Annotated in this window: 21 protein-coding genes and 1 CRISPR repeat array; of the genes, 8 read left to right on the forward strand and 13 right to left on the reverse strand. The window is 38.2% G+C overall.

Annotated elements, in window-relative coordinates; all coding sequences use genetic code 11:
* Nucleotides 1–45 precede the first annotated feature (45 nt).
* Nucleotides 46–1,213: direct repeats of the CRISPR family, unit length 25 nt; unit sequence CTTTCTACTCCCTTTTGGGAGTTTC.
* A 293-nt stretch (nucleotides 1,214–1,506) separates the two neighbouring features.
* Genes cas4a through cas4 form a run of 4 tightly spaced genes read left to right on the forward strand, consistent with a single transcriptional unit; the run spans nucleotide 1,507 to nucleotide 4,134 of the window.
* Complete coding sequence (cas4a, locus tag QPL79_RS08500) at nucleotides 1,507–2,295, forward strand: type I-A CRISPR-associated protein Cas4/Csa1 (RefSeq protein WP_285274388.1); 789 nt, start codon at nucleotides 1,507–1,509, stop codon at nucleotides 2,293–2,295.
* On the forward strand, nucleotides 2,292–3,284 hold the full coding sequence (gene cas1 / locus QPL79_RS08505) for a CRISPR-associated endonuclease Cas1 (RefSeq protein ID WP_285274389.1): 993 nt from the start codon (nucleotides 2,292–2,294) through the stop codon (nucleotides 3,282–3,284). The genes cas4a and cas1 overlap by 4 nt, the downstream gene beginning before the upstream one ends.
* A complete protein-coding gene (gene cas2 / locus QPL79_RS08510; protein ID WP_285274390.1) occupies nucleotides 3,281–3,565 on the forward strand; it encodes a CRISPR-associated endonuclease Cas2 in 285 nt (94 codons plus the stop codon). The genes cas1 and cas2 overlap by 4 nt, the downstream gene beginning before the upstream one ends.
* Nucleotides 3,566–3,579: 14 nt before the next feature.
* Complete coding sequence (gene cas4, locus QPL79_RS08515) at nucleotides 3,580–4,134, forward strand: CRISPR-associated protein Cas4 (protein ID WP_285274439.1); 555 nt, start codon at nucleotides 3,580–3,582, stop codon at nucleotides 4,132–4,134.
* A gap of 4 nt (nucleotides 4,135–4,138) precedes the next feature.
* Here cas4 and QPL79_RS08520 read toward each other — a convergent pair whose 3' ends face one another.
* Genes QPL79_RS08520 through QPL79_RS08555 form a run of 8 tightly spaced genes read right to left on the reverse strand, consistent with a single transcriptional unit; the run spans nucleotide 4,139 to nucleotide 11,296 of the window.
* Complete coding sequence (locus QPL79_RS08520) at nucleotides 4,139–4,714, reverse strand: helix-turn-helix transcriptional regulator (protein ID WP_285274391.1); 576 nt, start codon at nucleotides 4,712–4,714, stop codon at nucleotides 4,139–4,141.
* A 5-nt stretch (nucleotides 4,715–4,719) separates the two neighbouring features.
* Nucleotides 4,720–5,529: a CRISPR system precrRNA processing endoribonuclease RAMP protein Cas6 gene (cas6, locus tag QPL79_RS08525; RefSeq protein ID WP_285274392.1), complete on the reverse strand. Its 810-nt coding sequence runs from the start codon at nucleotides 5,527–5,529 to the stop codon at nucleotides 4,720–4,722.
* A gap of 8 nt (nucleotides 5,530–5,537) precedes the next feature.
* Entirely contained in the window at nucleotides 5,538–6,320 is a 783-nt protein-coding gene (locus QPL79_RS08530) for a CRISPR-associated endonuclease Cas3'' (RefSeq protein ID WP_285274393.1), read from the reverse strand.
* 9 nt (nucleotides 6,321–6,329) lie between these two features.
* Entirely contained in the window at nucleotides 6,330–8,051 is a 1,722-nt protein-coding gene (gene cas3 / locus QPL79_RS08535) for a CRISPR-associated helicase Cas3' (protein WP_285274394.1), read from the reverse strand.
* 49 nt (nucleotides 8,052–8,100) lie between these two features.
* Entirely contained in the window at nucleotides 8,101–9,204 is a 1,104-nt protein-coding gene (locus QPL79_RS08540) for a hypothetical protein (RefSeq protein WP_285274395.1), read from the reverse strand.
* A gap of 13 nt (nucleotides 9,205–9,217) precedes the next feature.
* Entirely contained in the window at nucleotides 9,218–10,000 is a 783-nt protein-coding gene (gene cas5a, locus QPL79_RS08545; RefSeq protein ID WP_285274396.1) for a type I-A CRISPR-associated protein Cas5a, read from the reverse strand.
* A 2-nt stretch (nucleotides 10,001–10,002) separates the two neighbouring features.
* The gene (locus QPL79_RS08550) at nucleotides 10,003–10,974 is read right to left on the reverse strand and encodes a DevR family CRISPR-associated autoregulator (protein WP_285274397.1); all 972 of its coding nucleotides are present in this window, start codon (nucleotides 10,972–10,974) and stop codon (nucleotides 10,003–10,005) included.
* A gap of 10 nt (nucleotides 10,975–10,984) precedes the next feature.
* Nucleotides 10,985–11,296, reverse strand: a complete 312-nt coding sequence (locus QPL79_RS08555; protein ID WP_285274398.1) for a hypothetical protein — start codon at nucleotides 11,294–11,296, stop codon at nucleotides 10,985–10,987.
* Between the two features lie 166 nt (nucleotides 11,297–11,462).
* Here QPL79_RS08555 and QPL79_RS08560 point away from each other — a divergent pair, with 166 nt between their 5' ends.
* From QPL79_RS08560 to QPL79_RS08570, 3 genes are all read left to right on the forward strand, one after another.
* Nucleotides 11,463–12,098: a hypothetical protein gene (locus QPL79_RS08560; protein ID WP_285274399.1), complete on the forward strand. Its 636-nt coding sequence runs from the start codon at nucleotides 11,463–11,465 to the stop codon at nucleotides 12,096–12,098.
* Between the two features lie 168 nt (nucleotides 12,099–12,266).
* Entirely contained in the window at nucleotides 12,267–12,971 is a 705-nt protein-coding gene (locus QPL79_RS08565) for a biotin--[acetyl-CoA-carboxylase] ligase (RefSeq protein ID WP_285274400.1), read from the forward strand.
* 94 nt (nucleotides 12,972–13,065) lie between these two features.
* Nucleotides 13,066–14,469 (forward strand): L-fucose/L-arabinose isomerase family protein, encoded by a 1,404-nt coding sequence (locus QPL79_RS08570; RefSeq protein WP_285274401.1) that lies wholly within the window; start codon nucleotides 13,066–13,068, stop codon nucleotides 14,467–14,469.
* A gap of 57 nt (nucleotides 14,470–14,526) precedes the next feature.
* On the opposite strand, the gene QPL79_RS08575 is transcribed toward QPL79_RS08570, so the two are convergent.
* Both QPL79_RS08575 and QPL79_RS08580 read right to left on the reverse strand, forming a co-directional pair.
* The gene (locus QPL79_RS08575; RefSeq protein WP_285274402.1) at nucleotides 14,527–14,931 is read right to left on the reverse strand and encodes a transcriptional regulator; all 405 of its coding nucleotides are present in this window, start codon (nucleotides 14,929–14,931) and stop codon (nucleotides 14,527–14,529) included.
* A gap of 1 nt (nucleotide 14,932) precedes the next feature.
* Nucleotides 14,933–16,258 carry a DUF438 domain-containing protein gene (locus tag QPL79_RS08580; RefSeq protein WP_285274403.1) on the reverse strand — a complete coding sequence of 442 codons (1,326 nt, stop codon included), beginning with the start codon at nucleotides 16,256–16,258 and terminating at the stop codon, nucleotides 14,933–14,935.
* Between the two features lie 254 nt (nucleotides 16,259–16,512).
* Here QPL79_RS08580 and QPL79_RS08585 point away from each other — a divergent pair, with 254 nt between their 5' ends.
* Complete coding sequence (locus tag QPL79_RS08585) at nucleotides 16,513–16,848, forward strand: rubredoxin-like domain-containing protein (protein WP_285274404.1); 336 nt, start codon at nucleotides 16,513–16,515, stop codon at nucleotides 16,846–16,848.
* 110 nt (nucleotides 16,849–16,958) lie between these two features.
* On the opposite strand, the gene QPL79_RS08590 is transcribed toward QPL79_RS08585, so the two are convergent.
* From QPL79_RS08590 to QPL79_RS08600, 3 genes are all read right to left on the reverse strand, one after another.
* A complete protein-coding gene (locus QPL79_RS08590) occupies nucleotides 16,959–17,822 on the reverse strand; it encodes an SPFH domain-containing protein (protein WP_285274405.1) in 864 nt (287 codons plus the stop codon).
* Nucleotides 17,823–17,859: 37 nt separating this feature from the next.
* Complete coding sequence (locus QPL79_RS08595) at nucleotides 17,860–19,104, reverse strand: NfeD family protein (protein ID WP_285274406.1); 1,245 nt, start codon at nucleotides 19,102–19,104, stop codon at nucleotides 17,860–17,862.
* Nucleotides 19,105–19,247: 143 nt separating this feature from the next.
* Nucleotides 19,248–20,474: an MFS transporter gene (locus QPL79_RS08600; protein ID WP_285274407.1), complete on the reverse strand. Its 1,227-nt coding sequence runs from the start codon at nucleotides 20,472–20,474 to the stop codon at nucleotides 19,248–19,250.
* Nucleotides 20,475–20,569 lie beyond the last annotated feature (95 nt).

Consider the following 20,569-nt stretch of genomic DNA (forward strand, 5'->3'; position numbering starts at 1 on the left):
CTAAGGAGCTCAAGGCAGAGGTGGAGGAGGCTGAGGAAAAGTATGCTTTCTACTCCCTTTTGGGAGTTTCCTTTGGTGCTACACCAATTGTTGTGAGCACAGGTTTTAACTTTCTACTCCCTTTTGGGAGTTTCTCATAAAAACTGTGTTGGTGCTTGGCATGGGGATTTAGAGATTTAAATCTTTCTACTCCCTTTTGGGAGTTTCAAGTTTGAGGATGGATGGGTAATTAAGCAGGCTAAGGATGTTGCACTTTCTACTCCCTTTTGGGAGTTTCCTGGAGCAAAGCTTTTTATTCAGCTTAAGCAAATTTTCTAATCTCTTTCTACTCCCTTTTGGGAGTTTCCAAATCATACACAATATTCAAATCGCCTGTGACGGGAAGGATATACCTTATCCCATCTTTCTACTCCCTTTTGGGAGTTTCAGGCGTTTTGCGGGAGTTGATTGGATGACGCTGATTAGCGGAATCTTTCTACTCCCTTTTGGGAGTTTCAAAATAGAGAATGGTCTCCTAAGCGTTTTGCAGCCATGGTGAATTCTACTTTCTACTCCCTTTTGGGAGTTTCTGTGTAGAATGTTCTACAGGTTCCACATCTACCACCTAGCCCCTTTCTACTCCCTTTTGGGAGTTTCTTGAGTATTTAAGGAATTTCATTGAGTCTCACAAGAATGAAATTACTGCTTTCTACTCCCTTTTGGGAGTTTCAACACTATTGCATAATCAGATGATTCATAGTAGAGAACAACATATCTTTCTACTCCCTTTTGGGAGTTTCCAGTAGGTTACATCAGTTGATAGAATTTTTGTTCAACAAAATCTTTCTACTCCCTTTTGGGAGTTTCTTGTTCTACACCTTGACTCGCTTCCAAGTATAAACAAAAGCATTTTTCTCGGGTTTGACCTTTCTACTCCCTTTTGGGAGTTTCTACAAAACAATCAATATGAAGCTAGATGATTACATTGCATCTAGACTTTCTACTCCCTTTTGGGAGTTTCTTTCCAATTCGTGGAGATGACCTTAGAAAAACCTTGAATCAAATAGCTTTCTACTCCCTTTTGGGAGTTTCTTGACAAGTATCATGCCCAGGGGGCTCCTAGGGGTGGTGGTGCAGCTCTTTCTACTCCCTTTTGGGAGTTTCCATATGCAAACAATGCTAATGCAATGCCCCAATCACAGGATCCATCTTTCTACTCCCTTTTGGGAGTTTCTGGTTTTTGCACTATATAAAATATTTATATGTTTTTCTTTAAAAGTTTTGTTGAAATTCTCAAGAACATTTGTGGGAAAAGCAGCAAAATTTTTCTTGAGTGTTCTTATTGAAAAGAGTTGATGTAAAAATCCTGTTCTGAAAAATCTATGAAAAGAATTGAATGGATATGTTCTAAAGAGAATGAATTGAAAACAGCAAAAACAAAGAGTTGAAAGAGAGCAGCGAAACTAAGCAGCAACTCAGCAAAACATCTATAACCCTGTGGTATTACCTTGTTTCTGTGGTGATAATATGCTTCCTAGGTGGATTTGGGATTTTGTAAAGGTTGTTGGTGGTGATGTTGTTGCTGATGTTAGGGGTTGGAGGTTTGATGTTGTTGGGCCTAGGTTTTTGGCTAGACCTAGTATTTCTGATGTTACTAGTCCTTGTCCTGAGAAAAGAGATGTTTGGATTAGAAGGGTTATGAGGATGAAGATTGATTCTGATTTGTTTGTTTTGGGCAGGGCTGTTCACGAGGTTTTTCTTTACCCATTTAGGCGTAGATATGATTCTTTGTGGGATGTTTTAAGGGGTTTTGAAAAGCTCTTGGCATCTTTTGATCCATTGGCTAAGCGTTACAAGGAGCAGTTTGTTAAGCTGTTTAGAAAAAGCTTTGCTTTTGCTCTTTATAGTGTTGAAGAGGGGATACCAATATCTGTTGAGCCCATGATTCCTGCAGCATCTATTGGTTTGTCTGATTTTGTTAAGCCCGATCTCCTCGTTGGGTTCTTGCCTGTAGATATTTCTCTTGCATCTAATGAGAAGAATTTTGAGCGAAAAGAACTTGCCTTAACCGGTTATGCCCTTGCCATAGAGTCTTGGATTGGCCATCCAATAGACTTTGGTGTTGCAATCTATGTAAATCTTTTTACTGAGCCTATGCTTACTTGGAGAATTATTAGAGTTGATGATAGTCTTAGAAGAACATTTCTAGAAATGAGGGATAAAGTTGCCATGATTTTGGAGCATCCAGATGAACCACCTCCTGTTTCTAGCAACTGTCCACAGTCATGCCCATATATAGAGGTGTGCAAGAAGTGAAGATATTTTTTGTTTCTAACCCTGGAAGCAAAATTGTTGTTAGAAGAGGAGGTATATACATAGTAAAAAGAAACAAGAATGGTGTTGAAAAAGTTGTTGTTCCACCAGATGTTGATTCAATTATTGTTGCATCCTCAAAAATTGGAATATCATCCAAAGCCATTAGACTAGCAGCCTCTAGAGGAATAGACATTGTTTTTCTAGACTTCAGAGGATATCCAATAGCAAGAGTATATCCAACAATAATAAACAAAACTGTTGTTACAAGAATTGCGCAATACAATTTGTTTCAAAAAGACTATGGAGTAGAATTGGCAAAGGAATTTGCATATCTAAAGATTGTGAACCAGGCTGAGCTACTTAGATACCTAGCCAAAAGCCTTAGAAGAGAAGATGTTAGAGAAGCTGCATATCAAGTAGATTCCGTGGCAACAGAACTTAGACTTGCTGAAGACACTAAAATCTCCATTGACGAAATCAGACAGCTAGAGGCTAGAGCAGCCAGAATCTATTGGCAAACAATAGCCTCGATACTTCCACCAGAACTTGGTTTTTCTGGAAGAGATCAGGAAGCCAAGGACATTTTTAACATGGCTCTTAACTATGGCTACGGAATACTGTACAACACATGTGAAAAATCTCTTCTTATAGCAGGTCTAGACCCATACCTAGGTGTTTTACACACAACAAAAAGTGGAAAACCATCTCTCACACTAGACTTTGTGGAAATGTTTAGATCTATAGCTGTTGACAAGCCACTAATAATAAATGTTAAGAGAACAAAACTTGAAACGTCTGGGGATAGACTAGACTACGAGTCTAGGAAAATAGTTGCCAAAATAGTTCTAGACAATTTATCGCATGCACATATGTACAACAAGATTGGTAGGAGAGTCCACCTAAGCGAAATAATAATGAGAGAGGCATGGGAGCTGGCATTGAGTATTAGAGAAGGCAAAAAATATAAGGGTTTCAGGGCTGTGCTATGACAACATATGTTGTTATTGCCTACGACATATCCGATAATAGTAGAAGATTCGAAGCCTCTGAAAAACTTAGGGGGCTGGGTTTCGTCAGAATTCAGAGAAGCTTATACATAGCAAGAGGAGGTTATACACTAGCTAAGGAAGCTTTCAGAACACTTCTAAGGGTTATAGACAGGTCTAGGGATAGCGTATTTGTTGTTGTTTTGTCAAAGGAATCATTTGAAAAAGCCTTTATCCATGGAGCTGCAGTTGACTTAGGTGAAGAATCATCAAAAATACTTTAGCAAAGCCAATAACAATAGTTAAAGAATATGTCTACTGCCCTAGAATAGCCTATTTCAAGATGTTTAGTGTATATGAACCACCTACAGAGTCAATGCAATACTCAAAGAATTTAACACTGAAATACAATGAAATTGTAGAAATTGTTAATCAAAATCTGGGCAGCGGATACAGTGTTTTCGTTGAGGTTTTTGTAAAATCTAAGAAAATAGGTGTTGTGGGAAAAGTCGACGCTGTTGCAATAAACAGTTTAGAGGCTGTGCCAATAGAAGTAAAGCTCAATACCTCGCCAGAGAAACTAAAGAAAATTGCTTTGCATCACCTGGCACAGTGTATAGCTTACTGCATAGCTGTTGAGGAAACATTTAAGAAACAAGTTAACAGGTTTTTGCTAGTATCCCTAGAGCCTAGAGCTGTTTACGAAATAAAGGTAGGGGTGGCACTTAGAGAGTTTATCTATAGAATTTCCAAGGAAATAGATAAGATGATTGCGGAGGAGAAGATGCCTACTCAAACACCATCTAAAAGAAAATGCGCAGCCTGTTTCTACAGGAAAATATGTATAAGGTAACCATCTATAGTTTTGCAAAAGCCTTTCCAACTTCAGTTAAACAGTAAATGTTTCTCCTACCCTTTTTAACACTATAAGCAAGACCTTGTCTAACCAAGCTGGAAAGTCTTCTTCTAACAGTTGACACTGGTATATCTGTAGACAAAGAAACCTCATAGCTATCCACACATCCACCACCAAGGCTCCTCAATATAGACAAGCCCCTTAAGCCGCCAATACATAACCTAGGCCTTAACTCATATTCATATACCCTACCACTAACCACACTCACAATAGGTGAAACACCCAAGCCAATTAAATCCTCAACAGAAGTTAAAACAGTGTATGCCAACAAAAGAACAGCGCTTTGAAAACTCTCCTCACCAAATAAAACAATTTTTATATTGTTAAAACCCTTGGCAAGAGAAACCACATTAGCTACTGAGCCTGGCAAATCCCTTGGATCAGCAGCTAAAATTTTGTACCCACTGCCTCTACATCTATACCCAACCAAGGCAACTTCCGTGTTCTCATCAACGCCAACATACCTAAAAACTCTATCAACATCATCAACACAGTTTATAAGAAGAAGCTTTCCCAAAATCCTCACCTTTTTAAAATCTTGAATCTGTAAAAGCCAAAGCCTATGCCTCTCGACTTTCCTATATTTATTTTTCCACCAAAGTTTAGAAGGTCAATGAAGTCTCTTAGATTCTCCAAGCCCTTCACTCCATAGACTGCTTTCCCCATAAAAGCTTTAACAACTCTATTCCCACCTATATCTACGCTAACCACCCTAGTCTTGTTGTGCACAAGCTCAATAGCTCTAGACAAGGTTCTGGCTCTCTTCTTAGCAAGCTTTGGGTTAACACCAAGAAGCTCAGCAGCTGATTTTGCTAAGCCAAATACAAGTCTCTGTGGAGATGGGTATAAAACTCTCCAACCATGGAAAACAAATATTGTTGGGTAGAAGAACACCTCGACCAAGCCCCTACCACTAGCATCAACATATCTAAAATAGTTGCTAGCTAGACTAGATGAAAACTCGGAAACAACCTCAAACTCCAGTTCAGAAACATTAAATGGTCCAACAACACCACTTGAAAGCTTCTCAGCAATTTCATTCGGAAAATCCTTGCTAACTATAGAAAATGTGAACCAGATTCTAGAACCTGCATCCACCACCTCCCTAAACCCATTAACACCGCTTAAGACAGCTCTTTCTACTCCCTTTCGGGAGTTTCCAATAAACAGTGGCGAAACAGCCAATTTACTCACATCAACACCGCCAATAACATTATCTCTGATAACAGCAGATACAAAAGAACCACTCCAGCCAATTAATGGTCTGCTCTCAGTCAAAAACCCTATAACCTTAAAGACATAAATTTTTCTATCCCCTTTTGGGAGTTCCATCACCACATCTAACCTCTTTTTCTAGATCTAGAAGCTGCAAAACCATCGCATAAATTTATCAAACCACTAATAGATTCAACTATAACTTTGCCAAGCGTGACAGAATTTATTTTGAGAGACTCCTCTATGACGCTCTTGAAAAAGTTTTCAACAAATATCTTGCTGGTGTTGTATTTATCACTGCCCTTGAGTCTATCAATAGACACTAAAACATTGTAAAGCATATGCATAAAATCCTTAAACACGTTTATTTCTGCATAACCAAGCATTTCACTGAAGCAATCTAGGCAAGGTCTATGTATAGTTGGTTTGTCGAGAAACTTCGAAACAGCATTGTGTTTAGATGATTCGTAGCTTAAATATCCACGAACCTGATGATAATGATGCGTAATCACAGGCAAAACTATGAGTAGTGCTAGCACCTTGTCACTTGCCAATTCAGTGGGGTTATACAACAGAAATTTAACTGCATCCCTGCTATTCAAATAAATTCCTTTAGCATTGAATGCTAGATGCAACAAGAATGCTGAAACCATGTAGTGTCCTTCAAATAGCTTGCAAGTGTTTTTGATGCAATCAATTTGATAAATTTCTGCTGCTTTGCCTATATCATGTGTAAGCGCTGCAACAATTATTGCCTCTTTCACATGGTTTTGGCCAATTCCTAGCAGCTTTGAAATTTTAGCTGATAACGCATCGAGTTCCCATCTATGCAAACAATAGTTTGCAGTCTCTTTCATATGCTCTATAAGAGCTTCGCTTCTCTCACCATCTCTATACGCAAAACACATCTTAATCACCTAGACAAGGCCAAGACCATTTGAATAACAATCTTCCTTCAAAACATAGCCAGAGAAGACAATACTCCCTCTATACCTAGAAGCTAACTCTGCACATTTTCGTTGAAGTTGAGACCAGCTAGGACTGTCGAGCTCTTCAATAATAACATGACCATCTTTTTCTATTATGCAAACAGATTTCTCAACACATTTTCTATACTGCTTCAAAATCTCTAGTGTATATGTAAATGAGCCTAAAATCACATCAAAAACGTTCTTAGCCTCGCTAATTCTTTGACCTCCATAAACATAGTACTGTGTTAAAGGTTCTTTAAGCAGGCTATAGCTCATATCCCAAAGAGCCGCGTTGATATATCTCGATGGAAGAGCAACAGGTGTTGCAAGTGCTCTAAACAGCTTTTCCACCTCTGGGTTCTCATTAATTGAGACACTGCTTATTTCCAGCACTTCTGAGTATCCCCTGACCTCAACACCATTCTCGATGTAGTTAAACGGTGATCTCCAGTTAATGATTTTGTGTGTTTTCACAAATTCTATGATTTCTACTCCCTTTTTGGAGCTTCCTCTAATCAAATAAACAGTGGCATTGCAGTTACGTCTATGCCTACACACACGCCCAAAAACCTGTATTAATGATGGGATATTTGTAGCATCTCTAAATCCCACATCAAAATCCCAGTCAACACCAGCCTCAACCACAGGTGTTGCTACAACAACCTTGGCTCTAGCTATTTTTTTGAAAGCATTTTCTCTATCCTTTAAGCAAAGCCTGCCATGAATCAAAACCTTTTCATCATCACTTAAATCAAGTTTTTTGTAAAGATCAACAGCATCAGAAATCCTATCTCTAACAACCAGAACCTTCTCACCCATTCCAACATGTTCCATAACCTTGGAAGCAACATCGAATTCCTCAACTATTCCCGTTCTCCAACTTACAGACTTTGCAAATTCCTCAAACTCTCTATCCCTAACAAATACAACAGAATCTCTCTTTTCATCAACATTGGAAATAGCGAAAAACATTGCTCTACCACTGCTCCACCTTCTTATACTCTCTCTAAAGGCATTCCAAAGTGTTGCTGTTGACAATATTAATGGAGTTGATGTTGCAAGACTGAACTCTACCAAGATTTTTAAGAAAGATATAACTCTTTCAGATGATTCATCCTCAAATCTATTAAGCATATGAACCTCATCAAGAAATATTGTGGATGTGAATATTCTAGCCCTTGGTGTAGCATAGTGCTTAATCTCTCTAAATATCTCCGTTACTGGCACCCTCAGAAAATTATATGCAAATGAGTCTAGCGTGGATATAACTAACTTTGCATCATATGTGGGCTCCTTTCTTCCAATACCTTTTAACATGAAATCAAAACCCATTTGATAAGCAACATCATTTTTGTCTAACCCCATCACCTCCAAGGCTTTAGAGAAAGCATTTGGTGGTAAAGCCCCACAACTTTCAGCATCAATATTCTCACCAAGCGCATACATATATTTGCACATATATATATCTTCAACTATGGATCGCAGTGGAAGAACATGAATAAAGTTAAAGGAAAACCCCTTTAAATAATTCAAAGCAGCAATAACAGAGGCTCCAACAGATTTTCCATATCCTGTTGGAGCTTCTATAACAAAAATCCTGTCAATTCTATCTAAATTCCTAACTTCATTTTGAAACACATCAATTAACTTTCTACCTGTTTCAAACATTTTCTACACTCTATTCTCTACCTCCTTTTGGAATTTTTCCTTCGAAAAATTATGCGATTAGGTTTTCAAGCCTTGAAAACATTTCTCTAATCTCAACCCAGCTAAGCTCTTTATCCTTTTTAACATACCACTCCCTTCCCTCATTGTTAAGTTCATCAGAAGTCAGAAATCTTAGTATTTCATATATGTACTGCGGTTTTCTCAGTGTCTGAAACTTGATCAAGTTCAATGCAGTAACTTCTATAAATCTTCTGAGAGAATTATACTTTTCTAGTGGATATTTTCTGATCATGCTGTAAACAGCTTTTGCTATACCCCCTCTTCCAACAATTTTAGCTAGCTGAATCAAATCCACTGTGTCATATCCCTTAATCAATATTCTATTACGTGTACGTGTAGTTCTAAGAAAGCTTGCTACAATGTGACCATCGCTTCTCACAATATCTCTCATAAACTTTCCAATTGCAAGCACAATTGCGGCTGATATACCCAGAATCATTACGTTTATGCTACCATCATTTCCTTTAACACTTTGGACAATCGCTTTAGACATTAAATTTGCTTTTTTAACACTATCCAAAGCCAGTGTGTATGGCACTATATCAATAAATATGTAGCCATATTCATCGTCAACAGCATAGGATCTAGACAAGTAGGCTCCTATCAATGCTAATGCTAAAACACCTTCATCTATAACAAATATTTCTCTCTTTGCTTTGCCAGGACCCATAGAAGCTCTGGTGTACTCAGCGAATTCCAGCGAAAAGGCTTGTGGAATTGGTGTTGACCTGCTTTTTGCACCCATAGAAACATCAAATAGTGTTTTTTGTGCATAACACAAATTCATCTCATCTGGCCCTGGATCATTACCTGTACGAGGCACAGGCACAAGCTTGCAAATTTCTACCCCCTTTTTGGAGCTTTTCTCTATCTCATTCTTAACACAATTAGCTACATCAATCAAAATGTTCTTAACAGTATCGCTATTCAAATCACTTAAATCCTTACCCGAACAAAGCTTGATTGCTATTTCCGAAAACCATGCAAATAAATACCCTCTGTACCTGGGTAAATCCAGTAACGATATCTCTCTACTCCCTGTCTTTTTACTTCCTTTTGGGAGTGATGCTTGTTTTCTACCTCTACTACTCATTTTCTTCACTCTCTTAGCTTTCTATAACCTTGCGCGGCACGGGAATTTCAAAGACCTTGTTATCTTCAATACTAATTCTCAACACAACACCATTCTCATTTAGTTCAACAGTAGCTTTTCTAAATGTGAAGGGTTTTGGCAAAACATATTTCTCCACAACATCACCTTTTTTCAAAAAGTTTTCTTTTCTTAGCACAGGAAGATCTATCTCCATCCACAAATCCTTAGGAGAGTAATCACTTGCTATATTTAGTGGAAAGTAAAAGCCTGTTTCACATGTACTGGACTTTACAACAACCTTCTCTATTGGTGTAACAAATACACGTTCTACAGAAACAAGAGATTCTTTTCTACCAAGCCTCGTTATTCCATATCCATATCTTGCTACATCCTCTCTGCTCAGTATGTAGAATAGCCAAAGCCTATCAAAAATAGTAATTGCGCGAGCACCTATTGTATATGCCATCTTTATGTTTCTCCAGTGCTGAGTTCTTAAATAGATCTGTTGATACACTTTCTCTATGGAGTGTGAAACCGTGTATGGCCTCTCTATACCAGCAGATGCGTAGAGTACCATGCCATTCTCCACAAGCTCTAATGCTGGAGACGAGCCATCTTCAGCTAGCTCCTTGAAATCGCCTAGGGATCTTTTATAGGCATATGCCAATGCCCCTACAAGTGTTGTTGGTGGAGGTAAAGGATATGCATTTGAGGATATCGAGGAGTATGGTGTGTAAACAGCTATGGGCCCAAATAATGATATCTCAACAAGTGCTGCATAAAGATTTTTAATCACATTCAATCCCTTAGGCTCTTCTCTATAACTTCAATAATTTTTAACACAAGCTCTGATACGTTATCAGCCTTGGTTATATCAATATTCTCCGCCTTTACCTCACCAACAACATTTTCTTTGTCCATGTAAAACAGCTTAATGGTTTCCTTAGCATCGCTAAACAGTTTCACATAGTTTGAAGCCCTCAACACAGTTTTTGTTACATAGTCCATGTCCTTGGATATTCTAGCTGGTGAAACCATAAACGGCACTGGATGAGATATTGCAGCCACTGCCCCAACAACATCATAAACTGGTAGATACCTAGCTTTTTTCGCTCCAAAGCTAAGACCCTCTAGAAGATGTGCTATGGCCTGTATAGCTGTTTTTACTCTCTCAGCTCTATTGGCAACAACAATTTTTGGCTTGCCATTGCTATCAGGAACAACACCTATCTTGTCTATGTCTAGAGCAACTCCGAGAACATATATAGCTGTTCCTGACTCGACTTGAAATGGTTGTGGCTTCTCACCAGGTTTAGCTGCTCTAACATGGAACTGGGGGTCTATTGCAACATCTGAGCTATCTATGTCTGGGGTCATATAACTGAACTGTATTGCTGATGTTCTTCTAACTTCAGCCTTTGCTATCATGAAGCCTGTAACATCCTCAACTATACAGCTTCTAACCAAATTCTCGAGATCACCACTAGTATCAGTACCATGCTTTACAAACCCGCCCTTAGACTCATAGTTTCTGCATTGATCACATATTGGCAAATTCTTTTGCTGTGCTAGCTCCACTAAACTCTTCATATATCCAAATGCTATTGCTTGTCCAGAAACAGCAGGGGCTATGACCAGTCTGTAGCCCTTTCCGTCTCCCCTAGGTTTAAGCAGTGACACAGTTCTGTGCCTGCTGTACGCACCCATTGCCTCAACCATGTTAAGAGCTTCAACCTCTGTTCTAAGCCTAAAGCTCATGGATAGAAACATTTACTTCACCCTACTGAGATCCAGATTCTGGAGACTGTAGTTTTGATGCTGAGGTTAGAGCAATTGCAGCTATTTTCTGTGCAATTCCAAGGTTTTTCTCAACTTCATTTAGAAACGCATCCACTTCAGCATCAGATGGTAGAGCCCAGCCCTCTGTAACACCAACTCTGAGAGCATCGTAAAGAGCAATTCTAACCATGTCTGCTGTTAAGGCTCTTGCAAGCCTGTCTATTGGTCCATATCTTTTGTTCTCCGCTAACTTCTTGAATATTTCAACTATGCCTGGATACTTCTGGGTTATGGATTTCTGAGCTGCAGACATATTGAATCGCCACCACACTTTCTGGAGTATCTTATATATAAAGCTTTCCACTATCCAGTCACAAAAAGTAACCATAAAAATATAAACTAGAAAGAAACTCTCTAACTTATACACAAAAATAGCAGTGCAATTAGAAGTCTCTAGAAGTAACCAGGTGGATAAAAATTTGAGCGTAATAACAACATTAGGATTTGACATATCCCACACACTCTTAGTTATAACCAAAAGCGGTATTAAACCCACGAAAATAGTGGCGCTTGTGGGAACAATAAAAGGGGAGGTGGATCCAAGGGCTGAAACAGCTTATACAATGTTAAAACAATTTGCAAATATGATAGGTGCTGAGGTTGAGAAAATACATGTAGATGTTACTGACATTCAGGAAGCCGTAAATAAAATTTTCAAAGTTTTAGACGAGAACACACCAGCTATTCTAGACATAGGTGGTGGGCTGAGATTACTCGTTATAGAAACTTTTATGGCGTATGAGCTTCTAAACCCATCGAAAAGGAATAGCATAACTGTTTACATTGCTTTGGAAGGTAGAAACGAGCTAATAAATATAGATGTTAATTCCATAAAAAGAAGATTTGATGAGACAAGAAGATTGGATAATCTTCAAAAAAAGATTCTAAAGATCATAGAAGAAAAGGGTGTTGCAACACCAAAGGAGATACTACATGAGCTAAGCAATAGCGGAACAAAAATCTCTAAACAGCAACTAGCAAAAATACTAACAAAACTTCTTAACATGGGCCTAATAGAAAAAATTGATAGAGGAAAATATAAATATAAACCATAGATGTGTCTAGTGAGAACAAAATACCCAAATGTTTCTAATTAATGTTCTTGAGAATTTCAACAAAACTTTTAAAGAAAAACATATAAATATTTTATATAGTGCAAAAACCAGAAACCCCCAAAAGGAGTAGAAAGAGAGGGGGTAGAAATAAGGTTTTCTATTCACTATGTGGATGTTTGTGATTCTACTCAAGACGTTGCTTTCGCTCTTGCGTTGAGTGGTGCTTCTGAGGGTGTTGTTGTGGTTGCTGAGGAGCTTAGGCTTGGTAGGGGTAGGATGGGTAGGCGATGGGTTGCTTCTAGAGGTGGTTTGTGGATGTCTATTGTGCTTAGACCGGAGAGTTTTAGAAATATGCAGTTGCTTAGCCTCGCCTCTGCTGTTGCTGTTGCTAAGGCTATAAGGAATTTGCTTAGTGTTGATGCCAGGGTTAAGTGGCCAAATGATGTGCTTGTTAATGATAAGAAGGTTGCTGGAATACTTGTTGAGGGCTATGCAAAAACTAGTTACAATTTCGTGGTTCTTGGCATAGGAGTTAATGTGAACAATGATCTTCCCCCAGATTTGCAAAACACTGCAACAACACTTAAGAGTGTTGTTGGAGCTGAGGTTTCGAGAAAGTCACTGCTGCTTAAAATACTTGAGAATATTGATGAGGTTTATGCAAAGCTTAAACAGGGCATGGCTAGTGATATACTCAATGAGTGGAGAAAATACTCATCAACACTAGGAAGAATGGTGAGGGTTGTGACTAGAGATGGGGTGTTGGAGGGTTTTGCGGAAGATATTGAAGATGATGGGGCTTTAAGAATTAGAACAAGAGAAGGTGAAGCAATTAGAGTTTATGAAGGCGACATTATTCATTTGCGCACCTAGACATTGTTTTGCGCCATGTGGAACATGAGATTGACATTTCTAGCAAATTTTTTATAGCAACCAGCTAAATTTTGTTTTTGTGGGGGTGTGAGTTTTGGAGAAGATTAGAATTGGTTTTGTGCCTTTGCATAGATACCCATTTGATGAGACATGGGCTCAGGAGCTTAAGAAGAGATTCATCAATGTTATTGAGCAGAGGTTTAGAGATTTTGTTGAGCTTGTTTATCCAACAGAGAAAGATGTTAAAATGGGTCTTGTTACAGATGATGAAGATGCTGAAAAAACTATTAAGCTTTTTAGAGAGAGGGGTGTTGAGGGAATTGTTCTATCAACTCTAACATTTGGAGATGAACTTGCTGGTGCTAGAGTTGCTGAAGAGTTTAGAGGTGCTCCAATAATTGTTTTTGCAACTAAGGAGCCTGAGGCTATTCCTGGTGGTTTTAGAAGATCAGATTCGTTCTGTGGCACACTATCCCTGGCCTCTGCTCTCTACAGAAGGAAGATACCGTTTCTCTACGGAGGTATAGTATTTCCGGAAGATAAGGAATTTGTGAATAGTTTCGATAACTTCATTCGTGTTGTTTCCATATACAGAAGATTTGTTGGTGCTAGAGTAGGTATTGTTGGTCCAAGGCCAGAGAGATTTGAGACTGTAACTTTCAACGAAGCTAAAATGGCTGAGAAGTTTAAGCAGAGAGTTGTCCATATAACACTACTTGAGGTTGTTGAAGAGACTAAGAAGCTTAGTGATGATGATCCATCTGTTCAAAGAATAGTGAGTGAGATAAGTAGCTATGCAGACACATCACAAATTCCAAGAGAGGCTCTTTTGAAAATAGCAAAGCTTGAGACTATTCTGAGAAGATTTGCTGAGTCGAAGAAGCTTAGCGGTATTGGTTTTAGATGCTGGACAGAAATTCAGAGATACTACGGTATTTCGCCATGTCATGCAATGGCGAGGCTAACGCAAAGTGGTATAATGACTGCATGCGAAGTTGATGTCTACGGTGTTTTAACAATGATAATTCAGTATGCTGCTTCACTAGAGCAAACACCGCCATTCTTCATAGACTGGACAATTAAGCATCCAGAAAAAGACAATGTGTTTTTAGCATGGCACTGTGGAAATGCGCCACCAGCACTATGTGCAGCAAAATGTGGTTTGCTTTATCACAGCATAATGTATAGAGATGTTGGTGTTGAGAAAGCCTATGGAACTTTTGAGGGTAGGCTAAAACCAGGTGTTGTAACAATATCTAGACTTGTTGAATATGATGGAGAGTTCAAGCTCTTCATAACAAAGGGCAGGGCGTTAGAAGATGAGAAGCCAAGTTTTAGAGGTAGCTGGGTATGGGTTGAGGTTAGTGATCTAGACAAAGTCTATAGAACATTAATTGAAGAAGGTTTTGTTCACCATGCAAGCATGATATATGGAGACTATGTAGAGCCTATAACACAATTCGCTAAGATTGCTGGAATAAAAGCTGTTGTGGTATAGACCTCCAAAGAAGGAAATAGAATTGGTAAGGTTTTTGAATAATCAAATCTTTTTATATCAAAAATCGTTGCTGAGTTGATATCTGTAGAGCTCTGGGCATATATTGCACTTTGTTATATCTATACCTGGCTCAATTCGGCTGTGCAAACCACATAGATATTTCTTTGCCATGAAAATCATTGCTATTCTATCTATTTCCCTCGCTACTTCATATGCATTCAGACTGTTTCTAGCTATTCTACTTGCTAATTCTTTGACCATGTTTGATATGTCCTTGTAACTACTAATGTTTATTGAGTTTCCTCTTTCACCTTTCAAATACCTTGTTACTAGCGATGGTGATAAACCCAGGGTTTTCGCTATCTCTACCTCCATAAAACCCATTTTAAGTAGTTCTAAAACAAGTTCTCTTTTTATTGCTGGTACAACATATTTTGATGCCAATTCGTATGTGGATTTCAATTTAGAGTACCATAATTTTCTTTTTTATCTCATCAACATTGTTTATAACATCTGTAAAGTCCTCAACAATTTCTGCAGTACCAAGATACTCACCATTCTCATTCTTTACAGCAACTATGAGTACTCTAATTATTCTATCTCCTAGCCTTGTCCAAAACTCTTTGTAGTTTGCTTTGCCAGTCTTGAGCTCATCAACAGTAGCGCGAACAAGTTTTTCTAGTCTTGGTGGATGGCAAAACTCTATTCTTCTACCAAGAATTGTTTTTGTTCTAACAAAGCCTTTAGCAAATATGCTTTCGCTAAAGAATGTTACTCTATCATTTGAATCAGCATATGTTATTTCTAGTGGAAGTGATTTAATCAAAGACTTGATCTCGTCAACACTTAGATAACCTGTGTCAAGATCAATGTCGCTAAAGCTTCTAATTTCATATGTATCAGGCTTTAAACCACCTTTGAGAGCAGCTTCTCTAAACTCTGGTGGAAGCTTTTCTGCCTGCTTTGGATCTATAGATGCAGAGATCTCAAATGGCAAAACAGGTTTTGCACTTGGCCTCCACTCTCTATCCCTAGCATCAACTATCCACCCAATTTTGTCAGCAATTTCAGCTATAGCAGCCCACTCACCCTCGCTAAACAAAGTCCATATAGCTGGAAACAGTATTTTATTTTCTCTAAACACAAGCTCGCCAATATCTTTTGCAATTTCCATTCCAAGTTCTCCAACCCTCTTAACATCATCAATACTTTTGCTTTGCTGAGCTTTTGCAATTTCTTCAAACAATTTTCTAAGCTTTACAATAACCTGGTCCTCCCTACCCCACAAAACCCTTGGAACAGCAACAATCCCTCTTCTCTCAAGATATGGAAACACAATCATTTGAATCTTTCTATAGTGCATTCTCAAAGCCCTAAGCTGAGTAGCCAAACTAGCAACAGTGCTTAGCTGCTTCAAAGCATCTTCAACACTTTGCATTCTCAAAAGCAGAGATGAGTATAGACCAAGAGCCTCAGCTTGTTTCAAAATCCACTCATTCTCCTTCAAGAGCAAATCTAGTGGATGACCCTTTGGCACATTAGAAAGCTCTCTGCTAGCAAGATACTCTCTAAACAATTCCACATGAAGATCACAAAGCTTTAGTATATCATTTATTGATATTCCTTCTGAAACAAGTTGCTGTTCTATCAATGGTATTTCAAATGGTGATACCTGTGCCAATACACTACCAAACTTCTTTCTAAGCTCCTCAACACTTTCACCTCTATGAATAGCTTTCAACAAATTCTTTACCAACTCAATCTTTTTATTCATATCCAAATTTGACATGTGTCAAACACTGTATAGAGTAAACAATGTTTCACAATAAAAAGCTTTCCACAGATACAAACACATTGATTTGATGCAGAAATTCACTAAAGAAATCTTTTATTTATAAACTTAGCAAAAACGATGTTTCTTAACTAAATTCGTCAATCAATTCTTATCCAATAACAACTCTTAATATGCTACTTAGCATTATTTATTTTCATCATAGAAAAACTTATATATAAGTGATAACAAAATTCTTTATTGTGGTTGACATGCCACTTTGGAAATGTCAAGTATGTGGATTTGTGTATGAAGGACCTCAACCACCAGATAAATGCCCAAAGTGCGGTGCTCCAAAGGAGCAATTCAAGCAGTTATCTGATCAAGAAGCACAACTCGTTTTAAGGTCTAGAAAAACAAACTATTTACACATGAAGGCATTAACACTTCTAAGAGAACTTTTAGCTGTTGCTGAGGAGATTATCCAAGATAACTTAGATCCACCATGTGTTAAAATAGCTAATGAGGAGAAAGAGTTTGCATTAACAACAATTCAAAAGATTATGGCTGAACTTGAAACACATATGAAGAAGGGTAAGTGGGGCTAGCAACCATCTTTCCAAATACACTACACATTTTTCATTTAACACCTCTTTCTTTGTTATGAAACAAAAACTCTGTTTGCCAATTAATGCAATTTGCCAAGTATACAAAAATCCTATTCTCTTTGCTCACTTTTTCCAACAATACGTGTTAATGTTGTTAAAAGCTCCAATGGTATAACTATTTTTGTTGATGGTGCTTCTGCTATTGATTTCAACGCCTCCAGGTATTGAAGCAAAATAGCATTTGATCCAAGCTTTGCAGCTGCCTCATTTATTAGCTCAAGTGCTTTTGCCCTGCCCTCAGCAACAAGTATTTGATATTGCTTCTCACCCTCACCCTTCTTTATCATAGCCTCTCTCTGGCCCTCAGCCTCCAAAATAGCTGCTGTTCTTTTGCCATCAGCCTCAGCTATCATTGCTCTTCTATTTCTTTCTGCAGCCATTTGCTTTATCATTGCTTCTTGAACTTCCTTAGGAGGCTTTATCTCCTTTATCTCTACCGATGTTACTTTTATTCCCCATCTATCAGTAACTTCATCAAGTCTTGCTCTAAGAGTTGAATTTATGTACTCTCTTCTCGCTAAAACATCATCTAAAAGCATATCTCCCACAATTGCTCTTAGAGTTGTTATTGCTATTCCAGTTGCTGCCGTAACATAGTTTTGAACTGCTGTAACAGCTTTTACAGGATCAAATATCTTCATATAGACAAGCAAATCAACATCTACAGGTGCATTGTCTTTTGTTATACATGTTTGTGGTGGTATGTCAATAACAAACTCTCTTAAATCTATTGAAATCCCAGTGTCTATTATTGGCAAGAGAAATACTATCCCAGGTCCCTTCACACCAACAAGTCTCCCAAGCCTAAACACAACAAGTCTTCTATACTCTGGCACAACCCTTACTCTAGATGCTATAATAGCTGCAATAATTATTAGAAAAATTATGAGTAGTATCATTGAAGCAACATCCATTCTGAACACACCAACCTTAGACTTCTAGACCTCGACCTTATATCTCTTTCTGCTCAACACTCTCCACATAAAGCTTTAAACCATCAACTCTAACCACTCTCACCTTCGAACCTGCTGGTATAGATCCCTTAACAGAGTAAGCTGTCCACTCCTCACCCAACACATATACAACACCAGGCTCCAACTCCCCAATACTTGTCTTGGCAACACCAATTGATGATAGAAGCTGTTGCTCAATAGAAGGTCTTCTCATTCTAGATACCTCAACAGCTTTATAGGCTATGAAAACCATTACCGATGATAAAACAGCTATTCCTCCAACAACTGTGTAAACCAATTGTGTGCGCAGCTGTGGTGGCACTAAATAGAGTTGATATGCAGCACCAGCTACAAGCAATACTGCTCCACCAACTCCAAAAACCCCGAAACCAGGTGTAAACATTTCTATAGCTATTAGCACCACACCTGAAAGCAGCAGTGTTAACGCTACTATGTCTGGGGGTATGAGCCGCATAGAACTTAAGGCTATTGCTATTAGGATTGCACCTGCTATTGCATATCCCTGAAAACCAGTTGTGAGAATCTCAGCAATTATTAGAATTGCGCCAGCAACTAGAAAAACAGCTGATATAATTGGAAGAGAAGCTACAGAAACCAGTCTATCCCATAGGCTAGGCTCCAATCGACTTGTAATAGATGCTCCAATAAATTTTTCAACATCATTTATGGAATTAGCTTTCTTTGCAAACCCAATTGATATAGCCTCATCAGTTGTTAGAGTCTTTCCCTCTCTAACCATGGCTTCAGCAATGCTAGCAAGAGTCTCATTGTTGCTGAAAAGTCTTTGAGCAAGAGACCTGAATCTAGCAGCAACATACTCAACAATCTTCTTATCATATGGAGCAGGAATAGCATCGCCAATAACAGCACCAGAACCCATGAAAATACCTCTACATGCCAATGCAATCATGGAGGCTGCTGAAACTGCGTAGCCACCTGGAGGAATCCACGCATAGCATGTGACATTTCCATCAATAATCATATTAACAATCTCATCAGCTATAGTCAAGTACCCCCCATAGCTATTAATTCTCAAAATAATAATTCTATTCCCAACCTCATTCAAAACTCTTTGAAAAAATGTTAGTGCCCCGCCATCAACAGACATGCTAAAATCTACCAACACAGCTTCCGAAGATTTGGAGCCTTCTAAAATGGTTGCGACAGAACTTGTTAATGTGGAAAAAGCAATGATTAAAGCAATAATTCTCAACAATTTCATGGCCAAGCCCTGAAGACACGAATTAATTTCATCAATTCCATCTGCTGGATCTCAATCTATGTATGACAGAGTTAATAAATATTTCAATTAGCGAAGAATTCAATGAAAACTTTAACAATAGTCATTAATTCATCGAATTCTCATTAATTTAACCGAGAATAAAATTTAAGGTGTTGTACAATCACTATGAGTAGAGCTGCTACGAATGCTACTAATGAAAGCAATGCTGATAGATATGCTGTGGTTATGAAGGAGCCTGTTAAGTCTCTTGCTAAACCACCTATTACTGGCCCTATAACAAGAGATGTCATAACAACTGATGTTTGCATTCCCAGCAGTTTTCCAATGTTTTCCTGGCCAAAGAGTGTTGGTATTAGAAGCATGTGCGTAACTGGTTCTCCACCAAATGCGAAAAACCTTAGCCAAAGCATTGCAATAGCAGTTTCTAGACTATGTTTAGATAATTCAATTGCTGTAAACATTGTTGTTGCCTCGAAGAAATAGAGAAGTGGAAGTGTTTTTAAAGCTCCTATGTGCATTGCTATGAATCCCCATGTGAAAGCCCCTAGGGTTTGAAAAACACCAGAAACGCTTATAGCAAAAGGTGTGTGATGCTGCAATGCAGTAGACTCTTCTATACCAAACATTTTATAAAAATCTGTTACTATTTGTGCTATGAACTGTAGAAGCATTGTTGATGAAAGAGCTATGAAAAATATTGGAATTAGCAGTAATATGAAGAGTTTTGGAATTGAATCACCATACTCTATTTTGTTTTGTTTACGTTTTTGAACATTACTGAAATCACCACAGATTTTAATGCATAAAATCATTGGTGCTACAGATACTATTGAGAGAATCAGAAACACTGTGAAAACATCCATGAAGCTAACTAGCTTTGTTATTATTGGTGACCAAAGTGTTAAGGCCAGGTAGCTGCTGCTTTGAATAATTGCTAGTGCTATGTCTAGTCTTCTAGAGAAAATCCTCATTATCATGGGGTTTATGCTTAGCATTAACGATGGAAACCCCAAACCAGCAACTCCATTACCTATATACCACAGCCACGCAGCAAAACTCCAGGGATAAAACCTCATTAAATAAATAATAATCGATGAAAAAAGCTGTGTAATCACACCAATGTATAGTACAGTGGAAATACCTTTTCTATCATATACAAAGCCAAGGAAATATGATGAGAAAATGGATACAAAAGCCGATATTGTGAATCCAATTGTCAACACAGTTATTGTACCAATGTTGTAGTAGCTCATTAGATGTCGATAGAAGATGGATATATTCATTCTCCAACTACCAATAAGCATAGCTAAAGCCCCAACCACTATATACAAAAGTCTCTTCTCAACCATGAAACCACCTCAAAATGCATTGCTCTTGAAAAGCTACATTTTTAAAGTTTTTGAGTACCATGCATAGTATTGGTTAATCCATAAACAATTTCAGA

This window comes from Ignisphaera cupida (assembly GCF_030186535.1).
Lineage (GTDB): Archaea > Thermoproteota > Thermoprotei_A > Sulfolobales > Ignisphaeraceae > Ignisphaera > Ignisphaera cupida.

Bases quoted from the DNA above. Each gene is read 5' to 3' on its own strand.
- cas6 (WP_285274392.1), bottom strand. From the start codon at position 5,529: ATGGAACTCCCAAAAGGGGATAGAAAAATTTATGTCTTTAAGGTTATA.
- QPL79_RS08585 (WP_285274404.1), top strand. From the start codon at position 16,513: ATGCCACTTTGGAAATGTCAAGTATGTGGATTTGTGTATGAAGGACCT.
- QPL79_RS08530 (WP_285274393.1), bottom strand. From the start codon at position 6,320: ATGTGTTTTGCGTATAGAGATGGTGAGAGAAGCGAAGCTCTTATAGAG.
- cas4a (WP_285274388.1), top strand. From the start codon at position 1,507: ATGCTTCCTAGGTGGATTTGGGATTTTGTAAAGGTTGTTGGTGGTGAT.
- QPL79_RS08595 (WP_285274406.1), bottom strand. From the start codon at position 19,104: ATGAAATTGTTGAGAATTATTGCTTTAATCATTGCTTTTTCCACATTA.
- QPL79_RS08550 (WP_285274397.1), bottom strand. From the start codon at position 10,974: ATGTTTCTATCCATGAGCTTTAGGCTTAGAACAGAGGTTGAAGCTCTT.
- QPL79_RS08580 (WP_285274403.1), bottom strand. From the start codon at position 16,258: ATGTCAAATTTGGATATGAATAAAAAGATTGAGTTGGTAAAGAATTTG.
- cas3 (WP_285274394.1), bottom strand. From the start codon at position 8,051: ATGTTTGAAACAGGTAGAAAGTTAATTGATGTGTTTCAAAATGAAGTT.
- QPL79_RS08590 (WP_285274405.1), bottom strand. From the start codon at position 17,822: ATGGATGTTGCTTCAATGATACTACTCATAATTTTTCTAATAATTATT.
- QPL79_RS08600 (WP_285274407.1), bottom strand. From the start codon at position 20,474: ATGGTTGAGAAGAGACTTTTGTATATAGTGGTTGGGGCTTTAGCTATG.
- cas2 (WP_285274390.1), top strand. From the start codon at position 3,281: ATGACAACATATGTTGTTATTGCCTACGACATATCCGATAATAGTAGA.
- QPL79_RS08540 (WP_285274395.1), bottom strand. From the start codon at position 9,204: ATGAGTAGTAGAGGTAGAAAACAAGCATCACTCCCAAAAGGAAGTAAA.
- QPL79_RS08555 (WP_285274398.1), bottom strand. From the start codon at position 11,296: ATGTCTGCAGCTCAGAAATCCATAACCCAGAAGTATCCAGGCATAGTT.